Genomic DNA, 13359 nt, shown 5'->3' with positions numbered 1-13359 from the left:
GTCAATGTCTCTGCTTGCCTGAGCCGTCGCGCGCGCCGGAACGCTGCCGCTCGTAATCCGCGATCGCGGCTTCCGTGTCTTCCTTGTCGCCGCCGAAGCGCGCGCGGACCACGACGAAGAACATCGGCACCATGAAGATGGCGAAGAAGGTCGCGGAGAGCATCCCGCCGATCACGCCCGTCCCGATCGCATGCTGGCTCGCCGATCCCGCGCCGTTGCTGATCGCGAGCGGCAACGTGCCGAGAATGAATGCGAGCGACGTCATCAGAATCGGACGCAGACGCAGGCGCGCCGCTTCGAGCGCAGCCGCGACCGGTCCCATGCCGTGTCCGAGCTGCAACTCGCGCGCGAACTCGACGATCAGAATGGCGTTCTTCGCCGACAAGCCGACCGTCGTCAGCAAGCCGACCTGGAAGAACACGTCGTTTTCGAGTCCGCGCAAGGTCACGGCGAGCAACGCGCCGATCACGCCGAGCGGCACGACCATGATCACGGAGAACGGAATCGACCAGCTCTCGTAGAGCGCCGCGAGACACAGGAACACGACGAGGATCGAGATGCCGTAGAGAACCGGCGCTTGCGAGCCGGACTGGAGTTGCTGAAGCGACAAGCCCGTCCATTCATACCCGATGCCCGCCGGTAGCTTCGCGGCCAGCGCTTCGATGGCCTGCATCGCCTGGCCGGTGGATTTGCCGGGAGCCGCCGCGCCCTGAATTTCGATCGACGACATGCCGTTGTAGCGTTCCAGCTTCGGCGAGCCGTTGCGCCACTCGCCCGTCGCGAACGCGGAGAACGGCACCATGCCGCCCGACGCATTGCGCACGAACCAGCCGTCGATGTTCTCGGGCGACATGCGGAACGGCGCGTCGCCTTGCAGGTAGACCTTCTTGATGCGGTTGTCGGTATCGAGGAAGTTGTTCACGTACATCGACGCCCACGCCGCCGAGAAGGTCTGATCGATCGCGGATGCCGGCACACCCAGCGCCAGCGCCTTTTCCCGGTCGATGTTCACCTTGAACTGCGGCGTGTCGTTGAGGCCGTTCGGACGCACCTGCGCAAGCGACGGATCGCTCGCCGCCATGCCGAGCAACTGGTTGCGCGCGGCCATCAGCGCGTCGTGACCGAGGCCCGCGCGATCCTGCAATTCGAAGTCGAAGCCCGCCGCCGTGCCGAGTTCGGGAATGGACGGCGGATTCACCGGGAAGACCATCGCGTTGCGATAACCCGCGAAGCGCCCGAACGTGCGGCCCACGAGCGCCTGCACCTTCGCGTCCGCGCGCTGACGCTGCGCGTAGTCCTTCAGGCGCACGAACACGAGGCCCGAGTTCTGCCCGCGTCCCGCGAAGCTGAAGCCGTTCACCGTGAACACGGACTCGACGACCGCGCTCTCCTGCTTCAGCAAGTAGGCGGCGACATCGTCGAGCGCGCGCTGCGTGGTTTCCTGCGTCGATCCGGCCGGACCGGCGACGAGGATGAACATCGTGCCCTGATCTTCGTCGGGCAGAAACGCCTTCGGCAGCTTCGTGAACAGCAGCCCGACCACCGCGATGATCGCGAGATAAATGACGAGCCAGCGTCCCGAGCGGCGGATGACGTGCGTCACGCCCGTGTGGTACGTGTCGCGGCTCTTGTCGAACGTGCGATTGAACCAGCCGAAGAAGCCGGTCGACTTCTGCGCGTGGCCCTTCGGCAGCGGCTTCAGGATGGTCGCGCACATGGCGGGCGTGAGGACCATCGCGGTGAAGACGGAGAGGACCATCGCGGAAACGATGGTGAGCGAGAACTGGCGATAGATCACGCCGACCGATCCGCCCGAGAACGCCACCGGCACGAACACCGCCGACAGCACGAGCGCCACGCCGATCAGCGCGCCGGTGATCTGGCTCATCGCCTTGCGCGTGGCTTCGCGCGGCGGCAGGCCTTCTTCGCTCATCACGCGCTCGACGTTTTCCACGACGACGATCGCATCGTCCACGAGCAAACCGATGGCGAGCACGATGCCGAACATCGACAGCGTGTTGATCGAGAAGCCGAGCGCGGACATGATCGAGAACGTGCCGAGCAGCACGACCGGCACGGCGATGGTCGGGATCAGCGTCGCGCGGATGTTCTGCAGGAACAGATACATCACGAGGAACACGAGCACGATCGCTTCGCACAAGGTCTTGATCACGTCCGAAATGGACTGGCGCACGAACGGCGTGGTGTCGTACGGATACTTCACGACGAGCCCGTGCGGGAAGTACTTCGACAACTCGTCGATCTTCTTGCGCACGCGCTCGGCCGTGGCGAGCGCATTCGCGCCGGTCGCGAGACTCACGCCGAAGCCCGCGGCCGGATGCCCGTTGTAATGCGTCTCGAAGTTGTAGTTCTCGCCGCCCAGCTCCACGCGCGCGACGTCCTTCACGCGCACCTGCGAACCGTCCGCGTCGACCTTCAGGAGCACGTCGCCGAACTGCTGGGGCGTGCGCAGGAGCGTCGCTTCGGTGATGGTGGCCTGCATCGCCTGGCCGGGCGTCGCGGGCGTGCCGCCGAGCTGGCCGCCCGCGACCTGCACGTTCTGCGCTTGCAAGGCCTGCTGCACGTCGCCGGGCATGAGGCCGTACTTCATCAGCTTGTTCGGATCGAGCCAGATGCGCATGGCGTACTGCGTGCCGAACAGGTTGACCGTGCCGACGCCGTCGAGACGGCTGATCTGTTCCTGCACGTGCGACGCCACGTAGTTCGCGAGGTCGTTGCGGTTCATGCTGCCGTCTTCGGACACGAACGCGAGCACGACGAGGAAGCTGTTGCTCGCCTTCGACACGCTCAGGCCGAGCTGCTGCACCACTTGCGGCAGGCTGGGCGTGGCGAGCTGCAGCTTGTTCTGCACCTGAACCTGCGCGATGTCGGGATTCGTGCCCGCCGCGAACGTCAGCGTGACGGTCGCGGTGCCCGAATCGTCCGAACTCGACGACAGATACATCAAGTGGTCGAGCCCGCTCATCTGCTGCTCGATCACCTGAGTGACGGTGTTTTCGACCGTTTGCGCGGACGCGCCGGGGAACATCGCGGTGATCTGGACGGACGGCGGCGCGACGGTCGGATATTGCGCGACCGGCAACGTCGATACCGACGCGAGGCCCGCGAGCATCAGGATGATGGCGATCACCCACGCGAAGATCGGGCGATCGATGAAAAATTTGGCCATTGAGCGTGCCTCCGTCCTTATGCGCCGGAAGCGCCGGAAGCGGCCGAAGCTGCGAAAGCGGCCGAAGCGGCGGAAGCGGAAGCAGCCGGCGCGGCCTTCACGACCATCCCCGGCCGAACCTTGTCCGTGCCTTCGACGATCACGCGATCGCCCGCCTGCACGCCGCTCTCGACGATCCAGTTCTGCCCCGCGGTGCCCGATGTCACGAGCGGACGCGGCGCGACCTTGCTGTCCTTGTCGACGATCATCGCGATGGCAGTGCCTTTCTGATCGTGCGTGACGCCCGCGACCGGCACGAGCAGCGCGTGCTCATTGACGCCCTCGGCGATGCGCGCGCGCACGAACATGCCCGGCAACAGCACGCGGTCGCGGTTCGGGAACACCGCGCGCACGGTGACGGAGCCGGTCGAGCGGTCCACGGTCACGTCGCTGAACTGGAGCTTGCCTTTCTCGGGATAGACACGGCCGTCTTCGAGAATCAGCGTGACTTCGGCGGCGTTCGGACCGGCGCTCGCGAGCCGCCCTTCCTGCATCTGACGACGCAGCTTGAGGCCGTCGAGACTCGATTGCGTGAGATCGACGTACATCGGGTCGAGCTGCTGAACGGTCGCCATCAGCGTGGCCTGGCTCGCCTGCACATACGCGCCCGGCGTGACCTGCGATATGCCGATCTGGCCGGTGACGGGCGATGTCACATCCGTATAGCCGACGTCGATCTGCGCCGTGCGCAGCGCAGCCTTCGCCGCAGCCACTTCCGCCGCCGCCTGGCCCTGCGCGGCGACCGCGTTGTCGTAGTCCTGCTTGCTGACCGCGTTCGCGGCGACGAGCACCTTGTATCGCTCGGCCTGAGCCGATGTCGACACGAGATTCGCTTGGGCTTTCGCGAGCGACGCTTTCGCGCTGTCGAGTTGCGCGAGATACGGCGCGGGATCGATCTTGTAGAGGCGCTGGCCGGCCTTCACGAGCGCGCCTTCGGTGAATTCGCGCCGCTGCACGATGCCGTCGACACGTGCGCGGACTTGCGCATCGACGAACGCGCTGGTGCGCCCCGGCAATTCGCTCGTCACGGGCACCGCGACGGGCGCGAGCGTGACGACGCCGACTTCGGGCGTGGGCGGCGTCATCGGCGGATGCTTGTCCCCGCAGGCGGCCACGAGCATGGCGGCGGTCGTAGCCGTCACGACACGGATGAGTCGGTTTGGAATCCTTTCGAAGCGCATGAAGCGAGGACCTCTTTGATGACTGGAAAATGGAAGATGCGCGCGCCCGCCATTGGGAACGCGAATGCCCGCGTGCGCGGACATCGATCGATGCACCTGGGTGCCGAATGCGGAAAAGCGCGTTGAGTGACGGCTGTCTGCCGCGCTGACAGACGAAGCGGCGCGGCCTTGAACTGCCGGATGCCTGGATGCCCGAATGCCCGAATGCCCGAATGCTCCAATGGGCGGCTACGCGGCCGTCTCAGGCGACGCGATTATAGGTAGCGCCTTTTATGAGGATCGCTAATAGATGCGCGGATTCAACGAAATTTGACGAGGTCGAACCAAATTTGTCGAAGCCTCGGCGGAACGGGCGAAAAAAAGCCCGGCGCGATGGCCGGGCTGTGACGCTGATACTGACTTACTGACGACGGGCAATCATCCCGCTGCCGCAGCCGACGATGCCGCCTGCGGCGCGCTGGCCGATCCGACATCGGCGGGCGCGTCGGCGGGGCGCGGCGCGTCGCCGGTGTGCTCGATCCATCCGCCGCCCAGCGCCTGATACAGCGTCACCAGGTTCGCGAGCCGCTGCGTGCGCGCGGTGATCAGCGTCTGCTGGACCGAATACAAATCCTGCTGCGCGGTCAGCACGCCGAGATAGCTGTCGACGCCTTGCCGGTAACGCATCGTCGACAAATCCAGACGACGCTGCTGCGCGGCGGTGTCGCGTTCGAGCGCCTGAATCTGCTGATCGTAGGTGCCGCGCGCGGCGAGACCGTCGGCGACCTCGCGGAAAGCCGACTGAATCGCCTTCTCGTACTGCGAAATCTGGATGTTCTTCTGGATGTTCGCCAGATCGAGATTCGCCTGATTCTGGCCGCCCTGGAAAATCGGCAGCGTGATCGTCGGCGCGAAGCTCCATGCGGCCGAACCCGGCTTGAACAAGCCGCCGAGCGTCGGGCTGAGCGTGCCGAAGCTGCCCGTCAGCGAAATGGTCGGGAAGAACGCCGCGCGCGCCGCGCCGATATTCGCGTTCGCCGCGCGCAGATTCTGCTCCGCTTCCATGATGTCGGGACGGCGCGTCAGCAAGTCGGACGGCAAGCCCGCGGGAATGTCCGTGAGGAAGTCCTGCTCGTTCAGCGGCATGCCGGTCGGCAAATCGTCGGGCATCGGCTCGCCGAGCAACAGCACGAGCGCGTTGACCGCCTGCGCCCGCGCGCGCTGCTGCGCCTGATAGTTCGCCGCCGCGTTTTCGACCACGGTCTGCGACTGGCTCAAATCCAGCTCGGACGCCGTGCCGTTGTCGAACTGCAGCTTGACGATGTCGTACGATTCGCGCGCCGTCTTAAGCGTCGACTCGGTGACCGTCAGCAGATCGTCCGCCTGCAGCACTTGCAGATATTGCGCCGCCACTTGCGAAATCAGCGAAATCTCGAACGCCTTGCGTGCATACGCCGTCGAGAAATACTGCGCGAGCGCCTGATCCTTCAGGCTCTGCACGCGCCCGAACAAGTCGATTTCCCACGACGCGTTCAGCCCCACGGAATACGTGTTCGAGATCGTCTGGTCGAAGAACGACAGATTTCGCGGCGTGCGCTGCTTCGACTGATCGGCTCGCGCCGAGATCGTCGGGAACAGCTCGGAACGCACGATCCGGTACTGCGCCTGCGCCGCCTGAATGTTCAGCACCGACGTGCGCAGATCGCGATTGTTGGCGAGCGCGATATCGATGAGCCGCTGCAGCCGCGTATCGACGAAAAACTCGCGCCAGCCGATATCCGCGCCCGCGACGTCCTTCGCGCTGCGCGCGCCCGCGTCCGCCGCGCCCGGCTGCGTCGCGTAGACGCCGCCGGTCGGGAACGTCTGCGACACGGGCGCGGCCGGACGCTCGTACTTCGGCTCCATCGTGCAGCCTGTGGCCAGAACCGCGATGGCCGCCGCAATCAAAGAAAGTCTACGCATTTCAGTGTCCTTCGTTGCCATCGCGCGGATGCTGCTGTTCAGGATGATGCTGCTCGTAGTGTTCGAGCGCGACTTCCGGATTTTCCTTCTCGCCGCTGAACTGCGCGCGGATCACGACGAAGAACATCGGCACCATGAAGATCGCGAGGAAGGTCGCGGTCAGCATCCCGCCGATCACGCCCGTGCCGATCGCGTGCTGGCTCGCCGATCCCGCGCCGTTGCTGATCGCGAGCGGCATCACGCCGAGCACGAACGCGAGCGACGTCATCAGAATCGGGCGCAAGCGCAGGCGTGCCGCTTCCATCGCCGCTTCGATCGGCCCCATCTTCTCCGATATCTGCAACTCCCGCGCGAACTCGACGATCAGAATCGCGTTCTTCGCCGACAAGCCGACGGTCGTCAGAAGACCGACCTGGAAGAACACGTCGTTCTCCAGTCCGCGCAAGGTCACGGCGAGCAGCGCGCCGATCACGCCGAGCGGCACCACCATGATGACCGAGAACGGAATCGACCAGCTTTCATACAGCGCCGCGAGACACAGGAACACGACGAGGATCGAGATGCCGTAGAGAATCGGCGCCTGCGAACCGGACTGGATTTCCTGATACGACAAGCCCGTCCATTCGTAGCCGATCCCCGCCGGCAGCTTCGCCGCGAGCGCTTCCATGGCCTGCATCGCCTGGCCGGTGGACTTGCCGGGAGAGGCCGCGCCCTGGATTTCGACCGACGAGATGCCGTTGTAGCGTTCGAGCTTCGGCGAACCGTAGGTCCATTCGCCGGTCGCGAACGAGGAGAACGGCACCATCCCGCCCGCCGTGTTGCGCACGTACCAGTCGCTCAGGTTCTCGGGCGTCATACGGAACGGCGCGTCGGCCTGCAGGTACACCTTCTTGATCCGGCTGTCGGTATCGAGGAAGTTGTTCACATACGCCGATGCCCACGCGATGGAGAACGTCTGGTCCACCGCCGATGCCGTCACGCCCAGCGCCAGCGCCTTTTCGCGGTCGATGTTGACCTTGAACTGCGGCGTGTCGTTGAGGCCGTTCGGACGCACCTGCGCGAGCGACGGATCCTTCGCGGCCATGCCGAGCAACTGGTTGCGCGCGTTCATCAGCGCATCGTGGCCCACGCCCGCGCGATCCTGCAGCTCGAAGTCGAAGCCCGCTGCCGTGCCGAGTTCCGGAATCGACGGCGGATTGACCGGGAACACCACCGCGTTCTTGTAGCCGGAGAAGCGCCCGAACAGCCTGCCGACGAGCGCCTGCACCTTCTGGTCGCCCTTCTGACGCTGCGAGTAGTCCTTCATCCGCACGAAGACGAGACCCGCGTTCTGGCCGCGGCCCGCGAAGCTGAAGCCGTTGACCGTGAACGTCGATTCGACGATCGCCTTTTCGTCGTTCAGCAGATAGTCGGACACGTCTTTCAGCGCGCGCGCCGTGGTTTCCTGCGTCGAGCCGGCCGGGGTCTGCACGAGCACGAACATCGTGCCCTGGTCTTCATCCGGCAGGAACGACTTCGGCAGCTTCACGAACAGCAAGCCGACCGCGACGATCACCACGAGATAGATCAGAAGCCAGCGTCCCGAACGCTTGATCACGTGATAGACGCCCGAGTGATACTTGTCGCGGCTCTTGTCGAACGTGCGGTTGAACCAGCCGAAGAAGCCCTTCTTCGCTTCGTGATGGCCCTGCGGAATCGGCTTCAGGATGGTCGCGCACAGCGCGGGCGTCAAAATCAGCGCGGTGAGCACGGACAGCACCATCGCGGAGACGATCGTCAGCGAGAACTGGCGATAGATCGCGCCGACCGATCCGCCCGACATCGCCACCGGCACGAACACCGCCGACAGCACGAGCGCCACGCCCACCAGCGCGCCGGTGATCTGGCCCATCGCCTTGCGGGTCGCCTCGCGTGGCGGCAAGCCTTCTTCGGCCATCACCCGCTCGACGTTCTCCACGACCACGATCGCATCGTCCACCAGCAAGCCGATCGCGAGCACGAGACCGAACATCGATAGCGTGTTGATCGAGAAGCCGACCGCCGCCATGATCGCGAACGTGCCGAGCAGCACGACCGGCACCGCGATGGTCGGAATCAGCGTGGCCCGCAGGTTCTGCAGGAACAGATACATCACGAGGAACACGAGCACGATGCCTTCGATCAGCGTCTTGACCACGTCCTCGATCGACAGGCGCACGAACGGCGTCGTGTCGTACGGATACTTCACGACGAGCCCGTTCGGGAAGTACTTCGACAACTCGTCGATCTTCTGGCGCACGGCCTTCGCGGTCGCGAGCGCGTTCGCGCCCGTCGCGAGCTGAATACCGAAGCCCGCCGCCGGCTGGCCGCTGTACTTCGTGTCGAAGTTGTAGTTTTCGCCGCCCAGCTCGATGCGCGCCACGTCCTTCAGCCGCACCTGCGAGCCATCCTGATTCACCTTCAGCAGGATGTTGCCGAACTGCTCGGGCGTGGACAGCAGCGTCGCCTCGGTGATGGTCGCCTGCAGCATCTGCCCCGGCACCGAAGGCGTGCCGCCGAGCGAGCCGCCCGCGACCTGCACGTTCTGCGTTTGCAGCGCCGCCTGCACATCGACCGGCGTGAGGCCGAAGTTGGTCAGCTTGTTCGCGTCGAGCCAGATGCGCATCGCGTATTGCGAGCCGAACAGCGTGACCGTGCCGACGCCGTCGAGACGGCTGACCGGATCCTGAATGTGCGACGCCACGTAGTTCGCGAGGTCGTACTTCGACATGCTGCCGTCCTGCGACACGAACGCGAGCACGAGCAGGAAGCTGTTGCTCGACTTCGTGACCTTGGTGCCGAGCTGCTGCACGACCTGCGGCAGAAGCGGCGTCGCGAGCTGCAGCTTGTTCTGCACCTGCACCTGCGCGATGTCCGGATTCGTGCCCGGCGCGAACGTCAGCGTGATGGTCGCGGTGCCGGAGTCATCGGACGTGGACGACAGATACAGCAAGTGGTCGAGACCGCTCATCTGCTGCTCGATCACCTGCGTCACGGTGTTTTCGACCGTTTTCGCCGATGCGCCCGGGTACGTCGCGCTGATCTGGACGCCCGGCGGCGCGATGGTCGGATACTGCGCGACCGGCAGCGTGAAGATGGCCGCGATACCCGCGAGCATCAGGACGATGGCGATCACCCACGCGAAAATCGGGCGATCGATAAAGAACTTTGCCATGAGGCGGGCTCCTGGTTTTACGCGCCCGAGGCAGCAGATGCGGGTTGCGCGCTCGATGCGGGTTGCGCGGCTTGCGCGTCGCTCGCCTGCGAGGCATCCCCGGCTGCGGCCGGCAGTTGCGCGGGCACTGCCTTGACTTCGGCGCCCGGACGAACCTTGTCGACGCCTTGCACGATCACGCGGTCGCCCGCCTTGAGGCCGCTATCCACGACCCAGTTCTGGCCGTAGGTGCCGGACGTCACGAGCTGGCGCAGCGCCACCTTGTTGTCCGGACCGACGACGAGCGCCGTCGGCGTGCCCTTCTGGTCATGCGTGATGCCGATCTGCGGCACGACGAGCGCGTTCGGGTTCACGCCTTCGTCGATGCGCGCGCGCACGAACATGCCCGGCAGCAGCACGCGGTCCTTGTTCTGGAAAATCGCGCGCACGGTGACGGAGCCGGTAGTCTGATCGACGGTGACGTCCGTGAACTGCAGCTTGCCCTTCTCCGAATAGACGCGGCCGTCTTCCAGCACCAGCGACACCTTCGCGGCGTTCGGGCCGCTCGTCTGGAGCCGGCCTTCCTGAATCTGGCGACGCAGCTTGAGACCGTCGAGGCTCGACTGCGTGAGATCGACGTAAGTGGGATCGAGCTGCTGCACGGTGACCATCAGCGTCGCCTGGCTCGCCTGCACGTACGCGCCCGGCGTGACCTGCGAGATGCCGACCTGGCCCGTCACCGGCGACACGACATCGGTATAGCCGAGGTTGATCTGCGCGGTATCGACGGCGGCCTTGCCTGCCGCGACGTCCGCCGCGGCCTGGCCTTGCGAGGCGACGGCGTTGTCGTAGTCCTGCTTGCTGACGGCGTTCGCGGCCACCAGCACCTTGTAGCGATTCGCCTGCGCGGTCGTCGATGCGAGGTTCGCCTGCGCCTTCGCCAGCGAAGCCTTCGCGTTGTTCAACTGCGCGATGTAGGGCGCCGGATCGATCTTGTAGAGCCGCTGACCCGCCTTGACGATGCTGCCTTCGGTGAATTCGCGGCGCAGCACGACGCCGTCGACACGCGCCCGCACCTGCGCGACGAGGTACGCGCTCGTGCGGCCCGGCAGTTCGGTCGTGACCGGCACGGCGGTCGGCTGCAGCGTCACGACGCCGACTTCGGGCGTCTGCGGCGGCGGTGCCGATTGTTTTTGTCCGCATGCCGCGAGCAGCATGGCAGCCGTTGCGGCACTGACGAGTTGATAGGGAACCCTTTCGAAGCGCATGGAGCGACCTCTGTTCGTGACTGGTAGCGAAAAAAAACGCGTGCATCTCAAAAGTGAGATGCAACTCGTCGCTTAAATGCCGACGTGCGCATCTGTGAGCCGCGGCGCGCGTCCTGATTGCGAATGGACACTCGCGCCGCGAGCGAATCTGAACATCGATGGTGACGAAATTTGACCTGTAAGCGACTTGCAGGGTCTTGACGTCGTGTGGGGTGGTATTATAAATACATTCACGAATGAATGTAAAAATCTGCTACAGCGCGGATTACGGACGTAACAAACGTTCCTCGCGCTCGGCTTGACAAGCCCGATCGCTCCTTATCAATCCCCTTTCGCACTACCCGCGGCGACCCCGCCGCCCGCGGCGCGCCGTCATCACGAACATGGTCAGACGAACCAAGGAAGAAGCGCTGGAGACGCGCAACCGCATTCTGGACGCCGCCGAGCGCGTTTTTTATGAAAAGGGCGTATCGCGGACGTCGCTGGCGGATATCGCGCAGGCGGCGGGCGTGACGCGCGGCGCGATCTACTGGCATTTCGCGAACAAGGGCGATCTCTTCAACGCGATGTTCGAGCGCAGCCTGCTGCCGCTCGACGAACTCATCGAAGCGACGCTCGACGGCAAGGAGCCGGACCCGCTCGCGCATATCCGCGAAATCTTCGTCTGGTGCATGCGCAACATCACCGCCGACGAGCAGCGCCGCCGCGTGTTCGACATCCTGTTTCTGAAATGCGAGTTCGTCGAGGAGATGGGACCGGTACGCGAGCGCCATCAGAACAACATGCGCGACGGCATGGAACGCATCGAGCGGGCGCTGCGCAACGCCATCGAGAAACATCAACTGCCGGCCGCGCTCGATACGCGCCGCGCCACCACGCTGCTGCACGCACTTTTCACCGGCATCCTGCACGACTCGCTGATGCTGCCCGACAGCGTCGATCCGGCGCACGATTCCGAAGCGCTCATCGACGCCTGTTTCGATGCGCTGCGCACGAGTCCCGCGCTGCTGACGACGGCGCGCTGAACGTTCCATCCGCGCCTTCAACGCTCGCCGGATCGCGCGCGCTGATTCGATGCGTAGATGTTGTCGCGCGCGGGCGGCTCGCCGCTTTCGAGCGCCGCGATCCATTCGTCCGTGGTGAGCACGGCCGCGAAGCGCGACTGCATGACGACCGTGAACACGCGATGGATTTCCTCCGCGCTCGCCCGGCCCGCGCGATTTTCGTAGGGCACGGAGCCGGTCGCATCGACGAGAAATTCCACCGACAAGCCCGCGTGGACCGCGTGACGCACGGTGGAATCGTCGCAATTGTGGGTCATGTAGCCGGCGATCACGATGGTGTCGATGTCATGCGCGGCAAGCCATTCGGCGAGATCCGTTCCGGCGAACGCGCTCGGCAGCGCCTTTTCGACGTAATGCGCCCGCTCGCGCGACGCGACGGATTCGTGCAGTTCCGCCATCGCCGAGCCGCGCGCGAAGATCGGCGCGGTGGCGGGCGCGAAGTTCTGCACGACGATGATCGGCACGCCGTGCGCGTCGGCGGCGTCCATCGCGCGGCCGATATTGGCGAGCGACACGTTCACATCGGGATATTCGATCGGCAGATTGCCGGTGACGTATTCGTTCTGCACGTCGATGACGATCAGGGCGCGGCGCGGCATGGCGGTCCTCGTTAAGGTTGAACGAGAGACTGTAGCGCTGATCGCCCGCTATTGCAGTCCCGAGCGCTGCGCCACGAACACGAATATCGCGATGCAGACGAGCATCGCCGCCCACGCCCAGGCGGGCAATCCGAACGGATGCGAATCGTGCCGATGATCCCGCTCGCGATGCCCGAACACGTGCCCGCCCAGCCGATGCCGCAGCACGCCGCTCGCGGCGGCGTCGCCGGATGCGTGATGCATCGCGCGCGCCGTCGATCCCGTGCGACGCGAGAACGCCGCCGACATCGCGCCGGGCCGCAGAAATACGTGGCGGCGCGTGCGCTCGCCCGCCGCGCGCATCGACGGCAAGCCGTGCTTCGCGCGCACGACTTCGCATAATTCGGCGAAGAAGTCGTCGGCGCCTTCGCGCAGCGCATTCTCGATTTGGCGCGGCGGCAAGCCGGCGAGCGGGCCGGTGACCGTCGCCCAGACGGTGTAGTCGATCCACGTGGCGTCGCCGTCGTCGTCGGGATTGAGCGCGACCGCGATCTGCCCGCGCAACGAGCCGACGCCCTCGCCGCGCGCCTTGAAGCTCAGCGTGGCGGCGTAGGCGGCAGATTCCGCGTGATCGTGCGACGGCGCGCTCGCGCCCTGGCGCGTCTGCCCCGCCGGATGCGCGCGCACGTCGTAACGCGCCCTGAGCGCGCCGAGCGGCACGACGAGCGTGAGCGCGTATTCGCCCGCCGGCGTGCGCGTGAACGATTCGCAATTGTCGAGGCTCGCCCGCAACAGCGCGAGATCGCCGAGCGCCTCCCGGACATGCGCCGGGTCGAGCGGCACGCGCAACGCTTCCGTGACTTCCATCCGGGCCTCCGGGACCAGAACGCCTTTCGCTTGTCGTTTCGCTTGTTTTTGGCACGCCG

Annotated in this window: 8 protein-coding genes; 1 reads left to right on the top strand and 7 read right to left on the bottom strand. The window is 65.3% G+C overall.

Annotated features, from left to right (window positions below; translation table 11 throughout):
• Position 1: 1 nt before the first annotated feature.
• The 5 genes from NCR39_RS02255 to NCR39_RS02235 form a co-directional block, all read right to left on the bottom strand.
• A complete protein-coding gene (locus NCR39_RS02255; protein WP_250450465.1) occupies positions 2 to 3190 on the bottom strand; it encodes an efflux RND transporter permease subunit in 3189 nt (1062 codons plus the stop codon).
• A 17-nt stretch (positions 3191 to 3207) separates the two neighbouring features.
• Positions 3208 to 4410 carry an efflux RND transporter periplasmic adaptor subunit gene (locus NCR39_RS02250; protein ID WP_250450464.1) on the bottom strand — a complete coding sequence of 401 codons (1203 nt, stop codon included), beginning with the start codon at positions 4408 to 4410 and terminating at the stop codon, positions 3208 to 3210.
• 417 nt (positions 4411 to 4827) lie between these two features.
• The gene (locus NCR39_RS02245; protein ID WP_250450463.1) at positions 4828 to 6351 is read right to left on the bottom strand and encodes an efflux transporter outer membrane subunit; all 1524 of its coding nucleotides are present in this window, start codon (positions 6349 to 6351) and stop codon (positions 4828 to 4830) included.
• 1 nt (position 6352) lies between these two features.
• Entirely contained in the window at positions 6353 to 9544 is a 3192-nt protein-coding gene (locus NCR39_RS02240; protein ID WP_250450462.1) for an efflux RND transporter permease subunit, read from the bottom strand.
• 17 nt (positions 9545 to 9561) lie between these two features.
• Positions 9562 to 10791: an efflux RND transporter periplasmic adaptor subunit gene (locus NCR39_RS02235; protein WP_250450460.1), complete on the bottom strand. Its 1230-nt coding sequence runs from the start codon at positions 10789 to 10791 to the stop codon at positions 9562 to 9564.
• A 383-nt stretch (positions 10792 to 11174) separates the two neighbouring features.
• On the opposite strand from NCR39_RS02235, the gene NCR39_RS02230 reads away from it, so the two are divergent.
• Positions 11175 to 11816, top strand: coding sequence for a TetR family transcriptional regulator (locus NCR39_RS02230; RefSeq protein WP_250450458.1), 642 nt, complete (start codon positions 11175 to 11177; stop codon positions 11814 to 11816).
• A gap of 17 nt (positions 11817 to 11833) precedes the next feature.
• Here NCR39_RS02230 and NCR39_RS02225 read toward each other — a convergent pair whose 3' ends face one another.
• Both NCR39_RS02225 and NCR39_RS02220 read right to left on the bottom strand, forming a co-directional pair.
• The gene (locus NCR39_RS02225; protein ID WP_250450456.1) at positions 11834 to 12454 is read right to left on the bottom strand and encodes a cysteine hydrolase family protein; all 621 of its coding nucleotides are present in this window, start codon (positions 12452 to 12454) and stop codon (positions 11834 to 11836) included.
• Between the two features lie 48 nt (positions 12455 to 12502).
• Positions 12503 to 13300 (bottom strand): SRPBCC family protein, encoded by a 798-nt coding sequence (locus NCR39_RS02220; protein WP_250450454.1) that lies wholly within the window; start codon positions 13298 to 13300, stop codon positions 12503 to 12505.
• Positions 13301 to 13359: the final 59 nt, after the last annotated feature.

The organism is Caballeronia sp. ATUFL_M2_KS44 (assembly GCF_023630965.1).
In the GTDB taxonomy this organism is placed as follows: Bacteria; Pseudomonadota; Gammaproteobacteria; order Burkholderiales; family Burkholderiaceae; genus Caballeronia; species Caballeronia concitans.
The sequence above is the reverse complement of the archived record's forward strand: the minus strand, read 5'-3'. Positions and strand labels throughout refer to the sequence as shown.